At 69.2% G+C, this 21285-nt stretch carries 18 protein-coding genes; 11 read left to right on the top strand and 7 right to left on the bottom strand.

Going from position 1 to position 21285, the window contains the following annotated elements:
* Positions 1-55: 55 nt before the first annotated feature.
* Positions 56-274 carry a hypothetical protein gene (locus tag VYL96_RS06160; RefSeq protein ID WP_131886074.1) on the bottom strand — a complete coding sequence of 73 codons (219 nt, stop codon included), beginning with the start codon at positions 272-274 and terminating at the stop codon, positions 56-58.
* 177 nt (positions 275-451) lie between these two features.
* On the opposite strand from VYL96_RS06160, the gene VYL96_RS06155 reads away from it, so the two are divergent.
* Positions 452-2065 (top strand): DEDD exonuclease domain-containing protein, encoded by a 1614-nt coding sequence (locus VYL96_RS06155; protein WP_243699743.1) that lies wholly within the window; start codon positions 452-454, stop codon positions 2063-2065.
* A gap of 1 nt (position 2066) precedes the next feature.
* Here VYL96_RS06155 and trpD read toward each other — a convergent pair whose 3' ends face one another.
* Positions 2067-3128, bottom strand: coding sequence for an anthranilate phosphoribosyltransferase (trpD, locus tag VYL96_RS06150; protein ID WP_131886076.1), 1062 nt, complete (start codon positions 3126-3128; stop codon positions 2067-2069).
* 293 nt (positions 3129-3421) lie between these two features.
* Here trpD and ctaE point away from each other — a divergent pair, with 293 nt between their 5' ends.
* The 5 genes from ctaE to VYL96_RS06125 all read left to right on the top strand — a co-directional run bounded on the left by ctaE (position 3422) and on the right by VYL96_RS06125 (position 10338).
* Entirely contained in the window at positions 3422-4033 is a 612-nt protein-coding gene (gene ctaE, locus VYL96_RS06145; RefSeq protein WP_131886077.1) for an aa3-type cytochrome oxidase subunit III, read from the top strand.
* A gap of 56 nt (positions 4034-4089) precedes the next feature.
* Entirely contained in the window at positions 4090-4974 is an 885-nt protein-coding gene (qcrC, locus tag VYL96_RS06140; RefSeq protein ID WP_131886078.1) for a cytochrome bc1 complex diheme cytochrome c subunit, read from the top strand.
* Positions 4971-6161, top strand: a complete 1191-nt coding sequence (gene qcrA, locus VYL96_RS06135; RefSeq protein WP_131886079.1) for a cytochrome bc1 complex Rieske iron-sulfur subunit — start codon at positions 4971-4973, stop codon at positions 6159-6161. The genes qcrC and qcrA overlap by 4 nt, the downstream gene beginning before the upstream one ends.
* Complete coding sequence (qcrB, locus tag VYL96_RS06130; protein WP_131886080.1) at positions 6158-7780, top strand: cytochrome bc1 complex cytochrome b subunit; 1623 nt, start codon at positions 6158-6160, stop codon at positions 7778-7780. Before qcrA ends, qcrB begins: the two co-directional genes overlap by 4 nt.
* Positions 7781-7875: 95 nt before the next feature.
* The gene (locus VYL96_RS06125; RefSeq protein WP_207913580.1) at positions 7876-10338 is read left to right on the top strand and encodes an AAA family ATPase; all 2463 of its coding nucleotides are present in this window, start codon (positions 7876-7878) and stop codon (positions 10336-10338) included.
* A gap of 37 nt (positions 10339-10375) precedes the next feature.
* Here the strand turns inward: VYL96_RS06125 and VYL96_RS06120 are convergent, their stop codons facing one another.
* The 3 genes from VYL96_RS06120 to VYL96_RS06110 form a co-directional block, all read right to left on the bottom strand.
* Positions 10376-11455 (bottom strand): FAD-binding protein, encoded by a 1080-nt coding sequence (locus VYL96_RS06120; RefSeq protein WP_279432747.1) that lies wholly within the window; start codon positions 11453-11455, stop codon positions 10376-10378.
* Between the two features lie 117 nt (positions 11456-11572).
* Entirely contained in the window at positions 11573-12973 is a 1401-nt protein-coding gene (locus VYL96_RS06115; RefSeq protein ID WP_329439075.1) for an IS1380 family transposase, read from the bottom strand.
* An 82-nt stretch (positions 12974-13055) separates the two neighbouring features.
* Complete coding sequence (locus VYL96_RS06110; protein WP_243699842.1) at positions 13056-13610, bottom strand: FAD-dependent oxidoreductase; 555 nt, start codon at positions 13608-13610, stop codon at positions 13056-13058.
* A 124-nt stretch (positions 13611-13734) separates the two neighbouring features.
* Here VYL96_RS06110 and VYL96_RS06105 point away from each other — a divergent pair, with 124 nt between their 5' ends.
* The 4 genes from VYL96_RS06105 to VYL96_RS06090 all read left to right on the top strand — a co-directional run bounded on the left by VYL96_RS06105 (position 13735) and on the right by VYL96_RS06090 (position 17464).
* Positions 13735-14271 carry a DUF3253 domain-containing protein gene (locus VYL96_RS06105; protein WP_243699841.1) on the top strand — a complete coding sequence of 179 codons (537 nt, stop codon included), beginning with the start codon at positions 13735-13737 and terminating at the stop codon, positions 14269-14271.
* 152 nt (positions 14272-14423) lie between these two features.
* Entirely contained in the window at positions 14424-15581 is a 1158-nt protein-coding gene (locus tag VYL96_RS06100) for an acyl-CoA dehydrogenase family protein (protein ID WP_063973926.1), read from the top strand.
* Positions 15582-15836: 255 nt separating this feature from the next.
* Positions 15837-17096, top strand: a complete 1260-nt coding sequence (locus tag VYL96_RS06095) for a DUF222 domain-containing protein (protein WP_329439561.1) — start codon at positions 15837-15839, stop codon at positions 17094-17096.
* A 23-nt stretch (positions 17097-17119) separates the two neighbouring features.
* Positions 17120-17464 carry a hypothetical protein gene (locus tag VYL96_RS06090; protein ID WP_329439559.1) on the top strand — a complete coding sequence of 115 codons (345 nt, stop codon included), beginning with the start codon at positions 17120-17122 and terminating at the stop codon, positions 17462-17464.
* Between the two features lie 90 nt (positions 17465-17554).
* Here VYL96_RS06090 and VYL96_RS06085 read toward each other — a convergent pair whose 3' ends face one another.
* Both VYL96_RS06085 and ctaC read right to left on the bottom strand, forming a co-directional pair.
* Positions 17555-17971 carry a cytochrome c oxidase subunit 4 gene (locus tag VYL96_RS06085; RefSeq protein ID WP_007632898.1) on the bottom strand — a complete coding sequence of 139 codons (417 nt, stop codon included), beginning with the start codon at positions 17969-17971 and terminating at the stop codon, positions 17555-17557.
* A gap of 36 nt (positions 17972-18007) precedes the next feature.
* On the bottom strand, positions 18008-19126 hold the full coding sequence (ctaC, locus tag VYL96_RS06080) for an aa3-type cytochrome oxidase subunit II (protein WP_207913504.1): 1119 nt from the start codon (positions 19124-19126) through the stop codon (positions 18008-18010).
* A 227-nt stretch (positions 19127-19353) separates the two neighbouring features.
* On the opposite strand from ctaC, the gene asnB reads away from it, so the two are divergent.
* Entirely contained in the window at positions 19354-21279 is a 1926-nt protein-coding gene (asnB, locus tag VYL96_RS06075; RefSeq protein WP_131884839.1) for an asparagine synthase (glutamine-hydrolyzing), read from the top strand.
* Positions 21280-21285 lie beyond the last annotated feature (6 nt).

Below are 21285 nucleotides of genomic sequence, written 5' to 3'. Positions count from 1 at the left end.
CTTCCGAGGTCTCGAAAAGGTTACGAAACCATCTCGCCGAAGTCCAGTTCCCCGCTCACGCGGCGGTTTCCGCGGCCAGGATGTCGATGGACGTCACCATGCCCGCGGCTCGGAGGACATCGATCGCCGTCCGCACCTCCGGGTCCAGCACGTACCCGCAGGACTCCGGAGAAAGCTCATCTACCTGGCCCTTCTCGCCGAGAAGCAGGGAAACGATGCAGCCTTCACAGTCGCCCGCCACCGCCGGGCAGCGAGCGCAATCCATCGACACCATGATCTATCTCACATTCCGTCCTGGGCGTGTTGCCCGTTCGTTATCGAGCCGCGATGCGGCCCGCGGCGGTCGGCCCGGGGCGCACCCTAGGAACCGGGTACGACACACTCCCCCGGTCCGTGGCCCCGCCGCCGCCCACGGACGGCGATGTCGGACCCCGCCGCTACCGTCTCCGTCATGCCCCCGTCCACCTCACCGGCACCCGTCGGCGTGCAGGCCGCGTTCGACGAGCTCGAGCCGCTGCTGTCCGAGGTGACCTTCGTCGTCGTCGACCTCGAGACCACCGGCACCAGGCCGGGCGGCGACGAGATCACCGAGATCGGCGCCGTCCGGGTCAGGGGAGGCGAGGTGCAGGCGGAGCTGTCGACCTTCGTCTCGATCGACGGTGTCCTACCGGGGCACATCAGCAGGCTGACGGGAATAGCACCGGAGGATCTCGTCGGGGCGCCGTCCCTCGGCGAGGTGATGGCGACGTTCCTCGAGTTCTCGCGCGGGGCGGTCCTGGTGGCACACAACGCCCGGTTCGACCTCGGCTTCCTCCGCGCCGCCGCGGCAGCGACGGGCCACCGGTGGCCGGATCCCCCGTCCGTGTGCACCCTCGCGCTCGCCCGGCGGGTGCTGCACCCGGGCGAGACGCGTGGCCACCGGCTCGGGGTCCTGGCCGCACACCTGGGCGCCACGGTCGAGCCCAATCACCGCGCCCTGCAGGACGCGCGTGCCACCGTGGACGTACTGCACGCCCTCATCTCGCGGGTCGGTGACTGCGGGGTGTCCACCCTTTCGGAGCTGCTGGCGTACGACGGCCGCCTGGCTCCCGAGATCCGACGTCGCGCGACCCTCACCGAGTCGCTCACCGACGGTCCCGGGGTCTACGTCTTCCGCGACGAGGCCGGCGGGCCGCTGTACGTCGGTTCGTCCGGTTCGGTGCGTCGTCGCGCGCGTTCCTATTACTCCGGCGGGGACACCCGAGGACGGATGCGCACCATGGTCGGCCTGGCCGCATCGGTGGACTCAGTGCCGTGCGCCCACCTCCTCGAGGCGTGGACCGTCGAGGAACAACTCATCGACTCACTGCAGCCACCGTTCAACAGACGGTCCCGCAGCCCCCGGCGAGGCTGGTGGCTCTCCCCTCCCACCGGCCGCGCCAGCCGCCCGACGATCGTCCGGGTCCCGGAGGATCCCACTGCGATCGGACCCTTCCGCCGCGCCGAGGACGCGCGCACCGCCTGGGAGGACCTCCTCGAGGCTTTCGGCGGTCGGCCCGCGCCCGAGAGCTGGGCGGCGCTCGCCGACGGGCGTGATTCGGCCCCGCTGCATGCGCTCGTGGAGCAGATCGACCGACTGGCCGCAGGCGGGGCCTTCGAACGCGGGGCGAGACTGCGCGACAGGACCGCCGCCCTCATCCGGGTACTCGCCCGCCGGCAGGAGCTGGTCGCCACCGCCGCGCTCGCAGAGATCGTGCTCGTCCAACCGGCGCCCCGCCGGGCCTGGGCGGTGGCGGTCGTCCGCCACGGCCGGCTCGCCGGATCCGGCACGGTTCCACCCGGAGCCGCGCCCATGCCGGTCATCGACGGACTACGGGCCGCCGCGGCCACCGTGCAGCCCGCACCCGGGCCGTTCGCCGGGGCGACCCGGGCCCAGATTCAGAACGTCCACCGATGGATCGACTCCACGCAGACCCGCATCGTCTCGGTCGACGGCTGCTGGACGCTCCCCGTCCAGGGTGCGCACACCCTGACGGACTGGGCTGACCGGGCCGAACACGCGGCCGCCGATCACCGCCACGCCTGACTCACCGGTTCGCGCTGAAACCGACCCACTTCTCGAGCAGACGCGCCGCCTCGCCGTCGTCGATCGCCGTCGCCGCCCGGTCCACGGCCGCACGCATCGCGGTCACCAGGTCCGCATCTCTGTCGAGCCCGTCGAACGCCACCAGCGCCGCCGCGGAGTTGAGCAGGACCGCGTCACGCACCGGCCCGGTCTTCCCCGCCAGGAGATCCCGGGCGACCCCGGCGTTGTGCACCCCGTCGCCGCCACGGAGATCCTCGATCGAGCACGTGCTCATCCCGAAGTCGGCGGGCTCGATCCGGTCCTCGTCGACCTGACCGTCGGACACCCGCAGGACCCGGGTCGGACCCGTCATCGTGATCTCGTCCAACCCGTCGGAACCGCGGACGACCAGAGCCGATCGGCCGCGCAGCGCGAACACCTCCGCCATCACCGAGAGGAGATTCTCGAAGGCGCAGCCGATGAGGTTCGCCGTCGGAGCGGCCGGGTTCGTCAACGGCCCCAGGATGTTGAAGACGGTCGGGATGCCGATCTCCCGCCGCGGCGTCGCGGCGAAGCGCAGAGCGGGGTGGAACACGGGGGCAAAGCAGAAGGCCACCCCCACCTCGTCGAGACAACGCCCCACGTCCTCGGGCCCCAGATCGATCGCCACGCCGAGCGCCTCGAGGACGTCCGCCCCTCCGCTCTTGGAGGACGCCGCCCGGTTGCCGTGCTTGACGACGGGCACACCGCACGCGCTGACCACCAATGACGACATCGTCGAGATGTTCACGGTGCCCTGCCGGTCGCCGCCGGTGCCGACGATGTCCACGCAGGCGCGGTCCGTGGGCACGCGGCGGGAGTAGTCGAGCATCGTCGAGGCGAGCACCTCGAGCTCGGGTCCGGTGACACCCTTCATCTTCAGGGCCACTCCGAACGCGGCGATCTGCGCATCGGTCGCGACGCCCTCCATGATCCGCGACATCGCCCACCGCGCGTCCGCCGGATCGAGGTCCACCTCCGCCGTGAGAGTGCCGAGTACTCCGGGCCAGGACCGGCCCCCGTCGATCGCCGCCGAACTGCCCACGTGTCCCGACCTCCTCTGGTCTCATAGATACGGAACCGGCGCTCAGAGGGGCCGGTCACACGGGGTCAATCGTGCCACCCCGGCACCGCCGCCGCCCGCGCCGTCCCCTGTCACGGTGCCCGCGACCGCCCGGGCCGATCAGCCTGAGAGGCCGCTGATAGCCCCTGCAAGGGGGTCGATTTCCGACCCCTGACCGTGATGTATCCGAGGCGACCTGCGGAAACGCTGAGGGGACACGCCGATTTCGGGGGTCCATGCAGACTCGCCCCACCTCAGGGGTCATACTTGGCCACGTGACGAGCGCAGTAGATAACTCAGGATCGGCCATGGCCCAGCGTGTTCATTCGCTGAATCGGCCGAACATGGTCAGTGTGGGCACCATCATCTGGCTGTCCCAGGAGCTGATGTTCTTCGCGGGCCTGTTCGCGATGTACTTCGTCTCCAAGGCGAACTCGGGAGGTGACTGGCCCTCCTACCCGACGCATCTGAACGTGCCGTTCGCCCTGACGATCACGGTGATCCTCGTGGCGTCGTCGTTCACGTGTCAGCTGGGCGTCTTCGCCGCCGAGCAAGGCGATGTCTTCGGACTGCGGCGGTGGTACGTCATCTCCGCAGTCATGGGCACCGTCTTCCTCATCGGCCAGTCGTACGAGTACGTGATGCTGTACCTCGAGGGGACCACCATCTCCTCCAGCGTCTACGGGTCCGTCTTCTTCATCACCACCGGCTTCCACGGCCTCCACGTCGCCGCGGGCGTCATCGCCTTCGTCGTTCTCGTGATGCGTACGACGATGTCGCGGTTCACCCCGGCGCAGGCCACCGCCGCCATCGTGGTGTCTTACTACTGGCACTTCGTCGACGTGGTCTGGATCGGCCTCTTCGTCACCATCTACTTCATTCAGTAGTCAGCTGGCCGCAGGACGCTGTGTCCAGCAGGTCCCAACACCAAAGGGAACTCACAATGAACTCACCTCACCCACCCGCTGCGGATACGCCGTCGCCGGACCTGGCGACGACCCCGACGCGGTCGGCCTCCACCAAGCGGCGCCGTAAGGCGACCGGCGCGCTCGTCATCGCTGCCGGCCTCCTCGGAGCGGGAGCCATCGCCACCGCCGTCGTCCCGGAGCCGCAGGTGGCGACGGCCCAGCAGGACCAGGCCGCACTCATCGCCGAGGGCAAGTCGATCTACGACGTCGCCTGCATCACCTGCCACGGGCAGAATCTGCAGGGTGTCGAGGACCGCGGCCCGTCCCTCGTCGGTGTCGGCGCGGGATCCACCTACTTCCAGGTGCACTCGGGCCGCATGCCGGCCGCGGACAACGAGGCGCAGGCCGAGCGGAAGAAGCCCCGCTACAGCGAGCAGCAGATCATGGCTCTCGCGGCCTACGTCGACCTCCACGGCGGCGGGCCGGGCATCATCACCAAAGCCGACGGCACGATCGCGCAGGAGTCGCTGCGGGGCGCTTCCGGGCAGAGCACCGCCGAGGAGATCGCCCGCGGTTCCGAGCTGTTCCGGCTCAACTGCGCGTCCTGTCACAACTTCACCGGCCGCGGCGGAGCACTCTCCGGCGGTAAGTACGCGCCGGTTCTGGACCCTGCCAACGAGCAGGAGATCTACCAGGCCATGCTCACCGGCCCGCAGAACATGCCCAAGTTCTCGGACCGGCAGCTCACGCCTGACGAGAAGAAGGACATCATCGCCTACATCAAGGCCACGGATAACAAGGTCTCGCCCGGTGGCTACGGCCTCGGCGGTCTCGGCCCGGTGACCGAGGGCGTGGCTATCTGGCTTGTCGGCATCGTCGCCCTCATCGGTGCGACCCTGTGGATCGGATCCCGTTCATGAGTGAGACCCCGAACAACCCGTCACCGGCGGACCTGGACCGCATGAGCGAGGCCGAGCTCGTCGAGCTGGGCACCCGGCTCGACGGAGTCGAGATCCGGCACCGCGAGAGCCGCTGGCCCGAGGGCGTGACCACCCGCGCCGAGAAGCGCGCCGCGCGCACCGTCACCACCTGGTTCGCCCTGTCGGCACTGTTCGCCCTCGCCTTCGCCGTCGTCTACCTCTTCTGGCCGTGGGAGTACCGCGGCGAGGGTGAGGACGGCTTCTGGCTGTACATGGCCTACACGCCGCTCCTCGGCGGCACGATCGGCCTGTCGATCCTGTTCCTGGGCTTCGGCGCCGTGCAGTTCACCAAGAAGTTCGTCCCCGAGGAGATCTCGGTCCAGACGCGCCACGACGGCCCGTCCGACGAGGTCGACCGCCGCACGATCGTCGCCGAGCTCAACGACTCGTGGAAGTCGTCCACCATCGGCCGCCGCAAGGTCATGGGCGGGTTCCTCGGCGCGGGCGTCGGCCTCATCGGCCTGTCCGCGATCCTGCCCCTCGGCGGCATGATCAAGAACCCGTGGAAGCGCGGAGAGATGACCCTCTCCGGTGACGGCACCCTCCACACCACCGGCTGGACCCTCGCCTCCGAGAACCGCCCCGACGGCCTGCCGCCGGAGAAGGTGTACCTCGGCCGCGACACCGGCAAGGTCTACCCCGACGGGCATCCCCCCGCCGGTGAGGGCCGCCTCGAGCGCATCCGCGTCGACGACCTCGCCGCCGGTGGCCTCGAGTCCGTCTTCCCGCTGCCCGCGAGCGCCCTGGGCAACTTCGAGGAGCACATGCACTCGATCCACGGTTCGCGTAACTCGGTCATGCTGATCCGTTTCCGCCCCGAGGACGCGGCCCGCGTCGTCAAGCGCAAGGGCCAGGAGAACTTCAACTACGGCGACCTGTACGCCTACTCGAAGATCTGCACCCACCTCGGCTGCCCCACCTCGCTGTACGAGCAGCAGACCCATCGATTCCTCTGCCCGTGCCATCAGTCGCAGTTCGACGCGCTCGAGTACGCGAAGCCGGTCTTCGGCCCCGCCGCCCGCGCGCTTCCGCAGCTGCCCATCGCCGTGGACAGCGAGGGTTACCTCGTCGCCAACGGTGACTTCGTCGAGCCGGTCGGACCCGCCTTCTGGGAGCGTCGTTCATGAGCACTAACACAAGACTCGCGTCCCTGGGCGACGGCCTCGACGCGCGGTACACCATGGCCAAGGGTCTGCGCCGGCAGATCAACAAGGTCTTCCCGACCCACTGGTCCTTCCTGCTGGGCGAGATCGCCCTGTACAGCTTCATCATCCTGCTGATCTCGGGTGTCTACCTCACCCTGTTCTTCGACCCCTCTATGTCGAAGGTGATCTACCAGGGTGCGTACGCTCCGCTCAACGGCATCGAGATGTCTCGTGCCTACGAGACCGCGCTGGACATCTCGTTCGAGGTCCGTGGCGGACTCTTCGTGCGACAGATCCACCACTGGGCGGCCCTGCTGTTCGTGGCCTCGATGGTCGTCCACATGATCCGCATCTTCTTCACCGGCGCGTTCCGCCGCCCGCGTGAGGCCAACTGGACCATCGGTTGCGTGCTGCTGCTCCTGGGCATCGTCGAGGGCTTCCTCGGCTACGGTCTGCCGGACGACGTGCTCTCGGGCACCGGCCTCCGCATCACCTCCGGGATCATCGTGGGTCTGCCCGTGATCGGAACCTGGATGCACTGGATGATCTTCGGCGGGGACTTCCCCGGCGAGATCATGATCCCCCGCTTCTACGTCCTGCACGTGCTGATCATCCCGGCCATCATCCTCGCGCTGATCGCCGCTCACCTCGCGCTGGTGTGGTACCAGAAGCACACGCAGTTCCCCGGGCCCGGCCGCACGGAGAAGAACGTCGTCGGCGTCCGGATCCTCCCGGTCTTCGCCGTCAAGTCGATCGCGTTCGGCGCCATCACCGTCGGCATGCTCATGCTCTTCTCGGGCTTGTTCACGATCAACGCCATATGGAACCTCGGGCCATACAACCCGTCGCACATCTCCGCCGGTTCGCAACCCGACTGGTACATGCTGTGGACCGAGGGCGGCGCCCGTGTGATGCCGGCCTGGGAGCTCTACCTCGGCCCGTACACGATCCCGGCGACCACCTGGGTGGCTGTCATGCTCGGCGCCATGGTCGTGCTGATGTTCCTGTACCCGCAGATCGAGGCCAAGATCACGGGCGACAAGGCGCACCACAACCTGCTCCAGCGTCCGCGCGACGTGCCGGTCCGTACCGCGTCCGGCATGATGGCGATCACCTTCTACGTGGTCCTGGTCCTGATGGGATCCAACGACCTCATCGCGTACCACTTCGCCATCTCGCTCAACGCGACGACGTGGGCCGGACGCATCGGGCTCATCCTGCTGCCGCCGCTGGTGTACTTCTTCACCTACCGTCTGTGCCTGGGCCTCCAGCGCTCGGATCGCGAGGTGCTGGAGCACGGCATCGAGACAGGCATCATCATGCGGCTGCCGCAGGGTGAGTTCATCGAGGTCCACCAGCCCCTCGGCGAGATCGACGAGCACGGCCACGCCGTCCCGCTCGAATACGCCGGCGCGAAGGTGCCCACCAAGATGAACCAGCTCGGCGTCGCGGGTCGGCCCCCGCGCGGTGCGCTCACCCCCGACCCGGTCGAGGAGTCGCGCCTGCTCGACGAGGCCGAGCACGACAAGCACCACCGCGAGCACTCGATGCTCACGACGCTGCAGGAGGAGAACCGTACTCGTCGCGACGACGAGCACTGATCCCCGACTGCACCCGACCGCGGGCCGGATCTCCTTCTCCGAGGAGGTCCGGCCCGCGGTCGTCGTCCACCACACCCTCGACCCGCGGGACAGGAATGATCGAGCAGTCACACTCGTCCGGAGCGGACGGTGCGATCGTGCTCACCGATGAGTTCGACCACGCCCTCGAACTCCTCCACGGGGGGCACGACCTCTTCCTCACGGGCAAGGCGGGCACCGGTAAGTCGACCCTCATCCGTCGCTTCCTGTCGGAGACGCGCCGCCCCACCCTGGTCGCCGCCCCGACCGGCATCGCCGCACTCAATGTCGGCGGCTACACGATCCACCGGCTGTTCGGCTTCCACCCCGGGTCCACCGTCGGCCACGTCCGCAGTTCCTCGTACCGCCCGGGACGCTTCGCCGGGGCCCTCGCCGGCGTCCGCACACTGATCGTGGACGAGGCGTCGATGATCCGCGCCGACCTGTTCGACATGATGGCGATCGCCCTCGAGCGATTCGGTCCGGACCCCACGATGCCGTTCGGCGGCGTCCAGCTCGTCCTGGTGGGCGATCTCTTCCAACTCCCACCGGTCGTCACCGACGCCGAGCGACCCGACTTCGACGCGGCGTACACGACCCCCTACTTCTTCTCCGCCGAGCGCTTCGACCGCGACCGCTTCCCCACCGTCGATCTCACCCGCGTCTTCCGACAGTCCGGCGACCCGGAACTGACCGCCATCCTCAACTCGATCCGCGAGGGCACGCTCGTCGGCACCGCGCTGGAGCGGCTCAACTCACGGACCGACCCGGGCTTCACGCCTCCGGACGACGCGCCGTGGCTGACACTGACGACCACCAACCGGATGGCCGCCGCCCACAATCGCCGACGTCTCGACCGTCTGCCCGGGGCGAAGCTGACGTCGGAGGCGGCCGTCACCGGCGACCTCACCGGGTTCGAGCCCCCGACCGAGGCGAGGCTCGTGTTCAAAGTCGGTGCCCAGGTCATGATGCTGACCAACGACCCGGCGGGCCGCTGGGTCAACGGCTCTATCGGAAGGGTGCTCGACGCGTCGCCGGGGAGACGGGAGGGTCGGGGCGAGGACGGACCCGTCGTCGTCGTCGGATTCTCCGATGGGGAGGTGGCCGAGGTCGCGCCACACACCTGGGACGTCACCCGACCCGACGGCTCCGACGGCGCGGTCCGCCACGAGGTCATCGGCTCCTTCAGGCAGCTGCCGTTCACCCTCGCCTGGGCGATCACCATCCACAAGAGCCAGGGCCAGACGCTGGACAGGCTCATCGTGGATCTCGGCGGCGGCACCTTCGCGCCCGGCCAGTTGTACGTCGCGTTGAGCCGGTCGCGGTCCCTGGACGGTCTCGTCCTCACCCGGCCGGTCAGGCCGGGGGACCTCGGAACCGACCGCCGGATCCTCCGGTTCCTCCGCGACCCCGAGGGAGATGTCCACGGCCACCGCTATTGTGCTGTCGCGGCGCTCACCGTCGGGGGCGACAGCGCCCGTTCCCGTCCGCGGCCGGTGGAGCTCGCGGTGGTGTTCCCGGACGGTAGCGCGGTGACCACGCTGGTCAATCCGCAGCGCGATCTGGGCCAGGCGCGGGCGGACTACGGGATCTCCGCCTCCGACGTGCTGCTCGCGCCGACCTTGCCCGAGGCGTGGGCGTTGATCGCACCGCTCGTGGACGGCTACACGCCGATAGGCGTGAACCTGGACGCCACGTTGGAGTGTCTCGACTCGGAGCTCGAGCGTCTGGGCAGCCCGGTGGCGATGCCGCTCGGGGTGGATATCCCCTCCGCCGCGCTCATCCCCGGCGAGCGTGCGCGTCATCGCGCCGGCTCGGCGATCCGCCGTGCGCGGGTCGCTCTCGAAGTCCGGGATCGGCTGTGGCTCGACGAGGCCGGCGCCGGGGTGTTCGACGTGGTCGGGCCGGGCCAGGCGGGTCCGGGAGAGCTGGCGCGGGGCGGGTACCTTCTCACCCGCGACGGCGACGCCCACCCACCGTCCCCGGCGGCGCTCCCCCAGCTGTCGGCGATGCTGTGCATCAGCGCGGAGGTGTCGGCCGTATTACTCGACTCACCGCGCCGCGGTGGCCACCCGGGTGCTGGCGACGACGACGAGGTGGTCAACACCGGCGACTGCGACCTCGTGGTCGGGGCGCGCGGGCTCGTGGCCGACCAGATCCGTCGCGCCGCGCAGCGGGTGCCGATGACCGCTGCACTGCTCGACAGGCTTCGGCTGGCCTCCGAGGTGGTGGGCTCGGATCTCACGCGCGGGCTGGAGGCCGCGCCGGCGGTCGACGTGGCCGAGGTGCTGCGCCCCGGGGCGCGCGTGTGCTTCAGCGGCAGTGCCCTCGACCGGGACGGTACGGTGGTGGCTCGGAACGAGATGGAGGGCATGGCTCGCCGACGCGGCCTCGAACCGGTGTCCGCGGTGACCAAGTCCCGCTGCGACGCGCTGGTGATCGCCGAACCGGGCAGCCAGTCGACCAAGTCACGGGCCGCCCAGCGGTGGGGTACGCCGGTCATCCCGGTCGCTGACTTCCTCCGCTGGGCCAGCCGCTGAGGGCAGCTGCCGGGCCGGCAGGCCCACGCGGCCCGGTTCAGGGCGCGATCGGCAGCGGCTCCCCGGCCATGTCGGCCACGGCCCTGAACGCCATGGTCATCCCGGAGCCGAGCGGGACGCCCGGCCCGGGGTAGGCCTCCCCGGACACCGACGCCGACGAGTTGCCCGCCGCGTACAGGCCGGGGATCGAACGACCCTCCGTGTCGAGCACGGCACCGTTCGCGTCGATCACCGCGCCGCCCTTGGTGCCGAGGTCACCGAGGACCAGGCGGACGGCGTGGAGTCGGTCCCCGCCCACGGGACGCAGGCACTGCTCGGCCGTGGAGGCACCCAGGAAGAAGCGACCGTACGGGTCCTCCCCGCGGGCGAAGTCCGCGTCCCTGCCCCGCTCGGCGAAGCCGTTGAACCGCTCGAGACTCTCCTGCAGAGCCGCGGGGTCCAGCCCGGTGGCGGCCGCCAACTCGCCGACGGAGCCGGCGGTGTGCCACAGCCCCGCTTCGCGCAGCTGGTCGGGCTCCGGCGCCGGGATACAGATCGCCGGGAAGCCCCCGGCCTCGGCGTCGTCGAAGACCAGCCAGAACTCGTCACCGGCCCCGTCCGCCATCCGGGCGCGCATCCGGCGCCCCATCTGGTCGTAGGGCAGGAGCTCGTTGGCGAACCGACGGCCCGTGCCGTCGACGATGAACCCGGAGCGGAACCCCAGCGTGAACGCCGCGTGGCCGTTCGGGAAGAGGGTGGCGGGGCACCACCACGACTGGTCGAGCAGGTCGAGCTGCGCCCCGACGTCCTCGAACATGCGGACCGCGTCGCCGGAGCCGGTGTCCGGGTGCGAGGACGACCACTCGGCGGTCGGCATCTGCTGCCAGCGGTGACGCAGCTCCCCGGAACGCTCGAACCCACCCGCGGCGACCAGCACGCCCCGACGGGCACCGAGCAGCCGGCGGCCACCGTCACCGTCGACGGCCACCCCGATCACGCGTCCGTCCTCGTCGCGCACCAGCTCGCGGGCCGCGGTGTTAAGACGCGTCTCGGCGGAGTCCATCGCGTCAAGCGCGAGCACGAGCCTGGCGACCCACGCGCGGCCTCCCTCTAGCCCCGCTGATTCATGGGGCGTGATGGAGTCGGTTCTCTACGGATGTTGTGCCCGGCGGGTCGTGTAGACGTGTTTGGGCGCCGGCTGGCGCTGCCGGTGGGCGGGTCTCCGGGTGGTGCTCTCAAGGGTGGGCAGGCGGGGTCAGGCCGGTTTGGGGATCGCGGCGATCTTGTGGAACACCGCTTCGATGGCGGTGGCCCAGGGCCAGGTTTCGGGGATTTTGACCCGTCTACGTCGGCTGCTGCGGGTCAGTAGGGCGGCGACGTGGAGGAAGCGGTAGCGCATCGCTTTGGGCTCGCACGCTGCGAGGATGGCGGCGGCGCCGGTGCAGGCCAGCATCCGGGTCCAGGCGACGAGGTCGGCGGCGATCATCACCGCCACCAGCCATGCCTGGTTGAGAGCGAACTCTCGCGAGGGCAGACGGCCCAGGCCGGTGTCTTTGGCGTGGCGGATCCGGTCCTCCACCCGGGCATGCGCCCGATGCCTGGCCTCGAGGAACTGCAGTTGACCGGTGGCGGTGTTGGTGACGAACGCCTGGTAGCGCCACCCGTCGAGTTCCTCGAACATCGACAACTGGGCGCCGGGGTGGGGCCGCTCACGGCGGACGATGACCCGCATCCCGTCGGGCCACTTGGCGAGCATCCTGGGCGGCAGCAGTCCAGTCAGCTCGGCGATCTCCGCGCCCGGCCTCAGGTCGCCGCCTTGATTCACCGCTGGCCCCCACGCGGTGTCGGGGGCGATCGCGATGGCCCGGCGGATTCCGGCGGTGATCGAAAAGCCGACCGAGTACTCCACCCGCCGACCACGGATCCGATTCTGCTCGGAGATCCACTCCAACAGGTCATGGGAGGCGCCGGCGCCGTCGGATCGGATCAGCAGATCACGCCGATGGGCGGCGGGAATCTGGGCGATGGCTTGCCCGAGGACGTCGATGTGGTCGGCCGCGGTGTTCGACCCCGCGTTGCCCGGGCGCAAGCTCGCAGCGAGGAACTCTTCTGTGTTGTCGCACCACACGCCGATCGGGTGGTAGCCGAAGGTGCGCTTATAGGTTGGCGCGCTCTGTTCTTTCTCGCTGTGGGTGACCACGATGGTGGCATCCACATCAAGCACGACCGTGTCCCCCAGATCCCGGCCCGCGCACTTAGAGGCCGGCACCCCGCCAGGCAGCTGGGACCAAACGTGCCGCCGCGTGCGGGCACGCGCGACCTGGATCTTCTTGCGTTTACCAGCGGTGACCTCATCCAGCGTGCGCCACACCGTCGGAGAGGAGGCGACCGGACCCAGGACCGTGGATTGGTGGCGCAGGACGCGGATATCGGCAATGGACGTGCCGCCACCGGTGAGCATCACCGCGACATCGGTCAACACCCGTCCACGGTCATGGATCGGGATGGATCGGCGCTGCGCCATGGCCCCCGACAGCTCGGCGGTCAGGCCGACGCGATCAGCCAGAAGACGTGGCGCGATGACCCCGGCATGAGCAATCACCCCGACATCCTCGACGGAGAACGACAGACCAGACGACCACGAAGTACGCTTCACCTACCGAGTGCTTTCTGCTTGAGAACCTGGAGCTCTAGACAAGTCCCAGTTTCCCCTGTTCAGGAAGCACTTCGGTCTATTTTCACCCAGCGATCCGCAGATCCCCGTGAATCACCGGGGCTAGCCGGGTGGTGTCCTCGGCCGCCCCGAACTGGTCGGCGGGAACCGGCGGGCGCACATCAGCCACCCGATCCCCGACCTCCTCGCCCTTGATCGGCTTCGGGTAGATGCTCCGACCCTGCTCCTGGCGCCCCGGTGCGTCGAAGTAGTCGGGGAACGCCTGGAACCTCGTGGGGATGCCCAGTTCTTCCTGGAGGAAGGTGACGACCTCCGGCCCCGTGTTGAGGAAAGCGTCCTGCAGATCCCGGTCGGTTCGGTCGCCCACCACCGCACGGAAGTAGGTCCGCCCTTTCTCGACGGAGTCGTCGACACCGTCTCTGGCGAGGACGGCGTTTCCCGGCAGCCACACCGCCCCGCCGGAGTAGGCGGAGGTTCCGCCGAATCGGTCGGTCTTCTCGATCAGGCAGGTGGACAGTCCGCGCGAGGCCGCGGCGGCGGCACCGAACAGCGCGGCCACCCCCGATCCCACGACCACCACGTCGAATTCCGCGTCGAAAGTACTGTCCTGCGCCGTCACGAAGATCCCTCGTCTTCTGTCTCATCCGGTGGAACACGTTTCAGTGCCCTGTCGTGACGATAACACCGGACTCGGATTGACCGCCGTCGGATGCGATCACCGCCGACCGCGGACTCTCGCAGGCATGATCGACAGGGTGAGCGACGAGCAGCAAGGCCCTGCCGACGGCGTGGAACACCCGGACGCCGGCCGCTACATCGTGGTCGGCGTGAGGCGTTGGCGCGCGACCGACCCCTCGATTCCCGAGAAGCTCCGCGCCGAGTTGGTTCGCGCACTGATGACCGGGCGGCGGGAGGTCAAGGCCCGGGGAGATGTGGCGCGGGTGATGGTGCATGACGCGAAGGTCGCCCTCGGTGAGCGCGGCGATCCGTGGTGGGAGCCGACCGACGAGGGCACGCGGCAGCGACTCGAGGCGACGATCAGAACCCTCCTACGTTCCCGCGGCACCGGGTCGATCTGCCCCTCGGACGCAGCCCGGGTCGTCGGCGGGGAACGCTGGCGCGACCACATGGAGACGGCGCGGTCGGTCGCGTTCGAGCTCCGCGAGAAGGGCGTCGTCGCAGTGACCCAGAAGGGCCGGCGAGTCGACGGGACGGACGTCAGCGGTCCGATCCGGATCGTCGCCGACAACGGCCTGGAATTCACTCCGGGCAATGAGTGAGATAACCGGAACGGATGAGGTGAGGAACCCGCGGAGCGCAGTCGGATTCTTGTAAGCTACTCACCAGTAACAGTCCACTACCCGACTCCCCGCTCCCCTCCGGCACGATCGGCCCGCCGACCCGGGCGGGCTCCAGATGGAAAGGCACCCTCTTGCGCCGCACTGTGTTCAACGAAGACCACGAGGCCTTCCGGAAGACCCTCCGCGACTTCATCGAGTCCGAGGTCGTCCCCCACTACGACGAGTGGTACGAGGCCGGGATAGTCCCGCGCGACTTCTACTACAAGCTCGCCGACCTCGGCCTGTTCGGCATCACCGTGGACGAGGAGTACGGCGGTGCCGGCCTCGACTCGCACAAGTTCGAGGCCATCCAATCCGAGGAGGTCATCCGCGCAGGCGTGAGCTTCGGGGGCTCCAACGTCCACGTCGCCCTCTGCCTGCCCTACCTGAAGATGCTCGCGACCGATGAGCAGAAGTCGCGGTACTTCCCCAAGTTCGTCTCCGGCGAGGAGATGTGGGCCATCGCCATGACCGAGCCGGGCACCGGTTCGGACCTCGCCGGCATGAAGACCACCGCCAAGCTCTCCGAGGACGGCACCCACTACATCCTCAACGGGGCCAAGACCTTCATCACCGGCGGCGTCCATGCCGATCGCGTCATCGTCTGCGCGCGTACCGCGCCGCCGCGGGAGGACGACCGCCGGTTCGGCATCTCCCTGCTCGCGGTGCAGACCTCGCTCGAGGGCTACTCCGTGGGCCGGAAGCTCGACAAGGTCGGACTCAAGACCTCCGACACCGCCGAACTGTCCTTCACCGACGTCAAGGTTCCCGTCGAGGACCTCCTCGGCGAGGAGAACCGGGGCTTCTCGTACCTCGGCCAGAACCTGCCGTCGGAACGCTGGGGCATCGCCTTCGGCGCCTATGCACAGGCCGCCGCCGCGGTGCGTTTCGCCAAGGAGTACACCCAGCAGCGTGAGGTGTTCGGCAAGCCCGTCGCCGCCTTCCAGAACACCAAGTTCGAGCTCGCGGCCTGCCAGGCCAAGGTCGATGCAGCTCAGGCCGTCGCCGACCGGGCACTCGAGGCACTCGACGCGGGCGAGCTCACCGCCGCCGAGGCCGCCTCGGCCAAGTTGTTCTGCACCGAGGTCGCGGCCGAGGTCATCGACCGGTGCCTCCAGCTGCACGGTGGCTACGGCTTCATCAACGAGTACCCGATCGCGCGCCTCTACTCCGACAATCGCGTGAACCGGATCTACGGCGGCACCAACGAGGTCATGAAGACCATCATCGCCAAGGACATGGGGCTGTAAGCGACCCCACCACCCCACGAACGGGCCTCGACCGCACACTGCGGACGAGGCCCGTTCTCGTGGCCGCTCCGCCGCCTCCGCCCCTTCCGTCCGGCCGGCGTCTCGCCGCCCGGTGCCCCTCGCCCTCCCTGCGAGTAGACGAGTTGGGACCCCATCGTGTCGTAGCGGGTTGCTAGTGTTCACTTGATCGAACACACGAGCGATCCTCGCCCGGCCGGGCGGCGATCACACCCACGCACGAAGGGGCGGTCACCGATGACGCGAGCACCACAGCCGCACCCGGACGGCTCCGTCAACTGTCCCGCCATCGCCGCGGCCGGCGCCGCCGCCGTGCAGGCCCTGTACGCCGAGAACATCGCCGCCGCCGCCCGACTGCGCGCCTGCTACGACCTCTACACCGTGTGCGAGGACGAGCAGGAACGGCGCGACCTGGCCGCCGGCTACGACCCCGAGATCGACCTGCGGCCCGAGCACGCCGTCATCGACCCCTTCCACATCGCCTGCGCCGAAATCGTCGCCGCCTACGGCGTGCACAACAACCGCGCCCGCACCCTGCTCACCCGGGCCCGCACCCTGATCACCCGCTTCCCCACCCTGGTCGAGGCCATGGAAACCGGCCGCCTCGACGAGGACACCGCCACCCTGCTCGCCCGCCACATGCGCACCGTCGACTCCGCCCACCGCGGCCCCGTCCAACGCGAGATCATCGACTGGCTTATGGCCGCCATCGCCGCCGGCACCCGCCCCGGCCGCGACGCCATCCTGGGCACCCTCGACCGCATCATCACCGACCACGACCCCGCCGGCGTCCGCGCCCGCCGCGCCGCCGCCACCCGCGAACGCCACATCCGCCTGCGCCGCGGCACCGACGGCATGGCCGACCTGACAGCCCACCTCACCGCCACCGAAGCCTCCACCCTCTACGAGGTCCTGCACCGCGCCGCCACCGAGCAGGCCACCCGCGACAAAAAGGCCCGCCTCGAGGCCGCCCGCGCCAGCGGCGACGCCGTCGACGCCGAGTACATCCGCAGCATCGACGAACTGCGCGCCGACGCCCTCGTCGCCGCCTTCCTCGACCCCACCGACCCAGACGACCCGGCCACCACCCGCACAGGCGGCGACGCCGCGCAGACCGGCGCACGGGATGGCGCACAGGCCGGGGCCCGCCCCTTGGCCACCCAGGTCCGCCCCACCATCACCGTGCTCGCGCCCCCGGGCCCCGACGGCGAACCCGAGGTCTACCTCCCCCGAGGCGGCCCGGCCACCATCGACGCCCTCATCGAACTACTCACCCGCAGCACCGGCGCGACCATCACCGTGCCCGACACCGCGCCCGGCGCCACAGACAACCCCCACCACGCCCACCGCTACCGCATCAGCGACCGACTGGCCCACCGCATCCGCCTACGCGACGGCACCTGCCGCCACCCCGGCTGCTCCGTCCCCGCCGACGCCTGCGACATAGCATCCACGTCCGCCCCTTCAACCACACAGACCCCACCGCCGGCGGACTGACCATCGAAGCCAACCTCGCCAGCATGTGCCGCCAACACCACCGCTTCAAAACCTTCCACGGCTGGCACTACCACCTCGCCCCCGACGGCACCCTGACCGTGACCACCGACACCGGCCACACCCTGACCACCCACCCCACCGGCCCCCTGGCCCGCTGGCGCCAACGCGCCCCCGCCCCCGACCCCGGCCCAGACCCAGACCCCACCGACGACGCCCCACCCCGCCGGCCCTGGCTCGACCCTCGACCACAAGCCACCCACTGGCTCCGACGCGCCCGACGCCTCGCCGCCGAACGCGCCGCCAACACCACCACACCCCCACCCACAACCGGCCACCCCACCACCGACACCGACCCACCGCCCTTCTAAACGGCACGGGCCGCCGGCGCGCGGCGAAAAGCGCCGGGGCCCGACGTCGCGGACAGCGACGCCGGGCCCCGGCGGAAGACGATCAGAAGGTCAGTGCTTCTCGCGACCCCAGTGGTACTCGAACACCAGACCGGAGGCGCAGAAGATCACGCCGAGGGCGCCACCGATGAGCACCCACCAGTTCCAGAACGCCGCACCGTAGCCGATGACGAAGACCGAGAAGGCCAGCAGGAACGGCCAGAAGCTGTGCGGGCTGAAGAAACCCAGCTCACCGGCACCGTCGGAGACCTCGGCCTCCTCGTAGTCCTCGGGCAGGGTGCTGATGCGCCGCGCCACGAAGCGGAGGTAACCACCGATCAGCAGGCTCAGGCCGGCCGAGAGCACGAGGGCCGTGGTACCGACCCACTCGACGCCCGTCCGCGACGTACCGGTGAGGTACGCGTACGCGATGGCCAGGATGGCCAGGAAGATAAACAGTGCGTCAAAGATTCGTACTGTTGCGCTCATCGTTCAGAAATCCTTCGCGTGATACCGGGAGAACCGTCAGTTAGCTGACGCGGTCTCGATGGTGTTGTTCTGGTCGCGGGTATCGCTGCGGCCGGTCTTGAACGGTGCAGTGGAGATCGAGTACGGCTCCTCCCCGATGGACTCCAGCGCCTCCGCGTTGGTCGCGGTCGGGTTGGCCTGGCGGAATTCGATGTAGTCGGCGAACGCCTCCGGGGAGACCGCACGCAGCTCGAAGTTCATCATCGCGTGGTAGATGCCGCACATCTCGGCACAGCGGCCGACGAAGGCGCCCTCGCGCTCGATCTCCTCGATCTGGAACATGCTCAACTGCTGGTTCTTGCCGGGGTGCGGCATGACGTCGAGCTTGTAGATGAACTCGGGGATCCAGAACGAGTGGATCACGTCCGCCGACGCGAGCCGGAACTCGATGCGGGTGTCGGTCGGCAGCACCAGGACCGGGACCTCCTCGGAGGTGCCCACGGTCTCGATGTTGTTGTAGTGCAGGTACGACTTGTCCTCGGCGAGACGGCCGTGGATCGGGCCGCCGGCGGCGGGCTCACCCTCGTTCCCGAGCGCCTCGCGGGCCTCGTCGGACAGCACACCGGCCTCCTCGGCCTGACGCTGCGCCTCGTAGTTGGTGCCATCCTCGATGCTCGCACCGGCCACGTCGACCTTGTTGTAGCCGAACTTCCAGTTCCACTGGTACGCGGTGACGTCGACCTTGACGCCGACCTCCTCCTCCGGACGGAGGTCGAGGACCTTGTTCTGCGTGACCACGGTGAAGTAGAAGAGCACGGAGATGATCACGAACGGCACAGCCGTGTAGATCAGCTCCAGCGGCACGTTGTACGCCGTCTGCCGCGGGAACTCGCCGTTGTCGTTCTTCCGCTTGCGGTAGGCGGCCATCGACCAGAAGATCAGGCCCCACACGAAGAACCCGACGATCAGCGAAGTGATGACGGTGCCCGTCCAGAACTCGCGGATCGCGACGCCCTCGGGGGTGACACCGGTCGGGAATCCGAAGTTGATCGTCTGGTTCCACCACTTGTTGTCGGTCTGGAGGCTACAACCGGACAACAGCAAGCCCAATGAACCGAGAGCCACCGCGAGAGTCGCCCTGCGCGTCCGACGACGCCCGTCACGCTGTTCCACCATCACGCCTTCCTGATCAGCGGCACCGGCCACGTGGCCGGGACACCTTAGAAGAGTAGACCACGGCTCTCAGAATGAAAGCCGCGGGTCCGGCAATTCACCCGCGAGGCCCCCACGCCGTCCGCCGGGACGGGCGGGAACCCACGGACCAGTAGTATTCGAACGCGTCCGGACCCGCGCAGGCGGGTCATCACGGACGCTACGACGACGATGGACGAGGTACCCGACGAATGTGTGGCCTGCTCGGTCTGATCACCCCTGACGGCTCCGCCCGTACCCACGAGGCCCGCGTGCTCGGCGCCATGGGGTGCCAGCGCCACCGCGGGCCCGACGAGGTCGGCACCTGGGTCGACGGCGACATGGCCTTCGGGTTCAACCGCCTGTCGATCATCGACATCTCGCACTCACACCAGCCGCTCCGCTGGGGCCCGCCGGAGCAGCCCGACCGCTACGCGCTCGTGTTCAACGGCGAGATCTACAACTACCTCGAGCTGCGGGACGAGCTGCGGCGCGAGTTCGGCGCCACCTTCGAGACGGAGGGCGACGGGGAACCGATCATCGTCGCCTTCCACCACTGGGGCCCCGCGGCGGTCCGCCGGCTCCGCGGCATGTTCGCCTTCGCCATCTGGGACACCGTCGAGCGGTCGCTCTTCGTCGCCCGCGACCCCTTCGGCATCAAGCCCCTGTACATGGCGACCGGGCCCGGGGGAACCGTGTTCGCGAGCGAGAAGAAGTCGATCACCGAACTGATTGACCTCGTCGTCGTCGACACCTCCCTCGACACCCGAGCCCTCCAGCACTACGTCACCCTCCAGTACGTCCCGGAGGACGAGACCCTCACCCGCGGCGTCCGGCGCCTCGAGTCCGGGTGCCACGCCACCCTCACCCCCGGCGGCGAGCCGGTGATCGAGCGGTACTTCAAACCCACCTTCCCCGTGGCGCCCGTCGCCGACGGCGACGCCGAGCGCCGCTACGACGAGATCGCCGCGGCCCTCGAGGACTCGGTCGCCAAGCACATGCGCGCCGACGTGACCGTCGGATCGTTCCTGTCCGGCGGTATCGACTCCACCGCCATCGCCGCGCTGGCCCGACGCCACAACGAGAACCTCCTGACGTTCACCACCGGGTTCGAGCGCGAGGGCTACTCCGAGATCGACGTCGCCGCCGAGTCCGCGGCCGCGATCGGGGTCGAGCACATCGTCAAGGTCGTCTCCCCCGAAGAGTTCGCCGCTGCGATTCCCGAGATCATCTGGTACCTCGACGAACCCGTCGCCGATCCCGCCCTGGTCCCCCTGTACTTCGTCGCCCGTGAGGCCCGCAAGCACGTCAAGGTCGTGCTGTCCGGCGAGGGCGCCGACGAACTGTTCGGCGGCTACACCATCTACAAGGAACCGCTGTCGCTCGCGCCGTTCGAGAAGGTCCCCGGCGCCCTACGTCGCGCGCTCGGCAGGGCCAGCGAGCTGATCCCCGAGGGCACCCGGGGCAAGAGCCTCCTGCACCGCGGGTCTATGACCCTCGAGGATCGCTACTACGGCAACGCCCGCTCGTTCTCCGAAGACCAGGTCCGCTCCGTCCTGCGCGACTACCGCCCGGAGTGGAGCCACCAGGACGTCACCGCGCCCATCTACGAGCGCTCCCGCGGCTGGGACCCCGTCGCGCGCATGCAGCACCTCGACCTGTTCACGTGGCTGCGCGGCGACATCCTCGTCAAGGCGGACAAGGTCACCATGGCCAACTCCCTCGAACTGCGCGTGCCGTTCCTCGACCGCGAGGTCTACGAGGTCGCCTCGCGGCTGCCGTACACCGAGAAGATCGCCCACGGCACCACCAAGTACGCCCTGCGCAAGGCGCTCGAACGGATCGTGCCCGCGCACGTGCTGCACCGGCGCAAGCTCGGCTTCCCCGTGCCCACGCGCCACTGGCTGGCCGGGCCGGAACTGCACGACTGGGCGCGCGAGCACGTGGCGGCGTCGGGCACCGACGAGTACGTGAACAAGGACGCCGTGATGCGCATGCTCGACGAACACCGTCGTGGCGACTCCGACCACAGCCGTCGGATCTGGACCATGCTGTGCTTCATGATCTGGCACGGCATCTTCGTGGAGGGGCGCATCTCCCCCGACATCGAGCGGCGCGAGTACCCGGTCCGCCTCTGACCCCGG

This window comes from Dietzia maris (assembly GCF_036287335.1).
Classification (GTDB): Bacteria; Actinomycetota; Actinomycetes; order Mycobacteriales; family Mycobacteriaceae; genus Dietzia; species Dietzia cinnamea.
This window is presented reverse-complemented; position numbering and strand designations above follow the sequence as displayed.

Bases quoted from the DNA above. Each gene is read 5' to 3' on its own strand.
- VYL96_RS06090 (WP_329439559.1), top strand. From the start codon at position 17,120: ATGTGCCGCCAACACCACCGCTTCAAAACCTTCCACGGCTGGCACTAC.
- VYL96_RS06095 (WP_329439561.1), top strand. From the start codon at position 15,837: ATGACGCGAGCACCACAGCCGCACCCGGACGGCTCCGTCAACTGTCCC.
- qcrB (WP_131886080.1), top strand. From the start codon at position 6,158: ATGAGCACTAACACAAGACTCGCGTCCCTGGGCGACGGCCTCGACGCG.
- qcrA (WP_131886079.1), top strand. From the start codon at position 4,971: ATGAGTGAGACCCCGAACAACCCGTCACCGGCGGACCTGGACCGCATG.
- asnB (WP_131884839.1), top strand. From the start codon at position 19,354: ATGTGTGGCCTGCTCGGTCTGATCACCCCTGACGGCTCCGCCCGTACC.
- VYL96_RS06105 (WP_243699841.1), top strand. From the start codon at position 13,735: ATGATCGACAGGGTGAGCGACGAGCAGCAAGGCCCTGCCGACGGCGTG.
- VYL96_RS06155 (WP_243699743.1), top strand. From the start codon at position 452: ATGCCCCCGTCCACCTCACCGGCACCCGTCGGCGTGCAGGCCGCGTTC.
- VYL96_RS06160 (WP_131886074.1), bottom strand. From the start codon at position 274: ATGGTGTCGATGGATTGCGCTCGCTGCCCGGCGGTGGCGGGCGACTGT.
- VYL96_RS06085 (WP_007632898.1), bottom strand. From the start codon at position 17,971: ATGAGCGCAACAGTACGAATCTTTGACGCACTGTTTATCTTCCTGGCC.
- ctaC (WP_207913504.1), bottom strand. From the start codon at position 19,126: ATGGTGGAACAGCGTGACGGGCGTCGTCGGACGCGCAGGGCGACTCTC.
- qcrC (WP_131886078.1), top strand. From the start codon at position 4,090: ATGAACTCACCTCACCCACCCGCTGCGGATACGCCGTCGCCGGACCTG.
- VYL96_RS06125 (WP_207913580.1), top strand. From the start codon at position 7,876: ATGATCGAGCAGTCACACTCGTCCGGAGCGGACGGTGCGATCGTGCTC.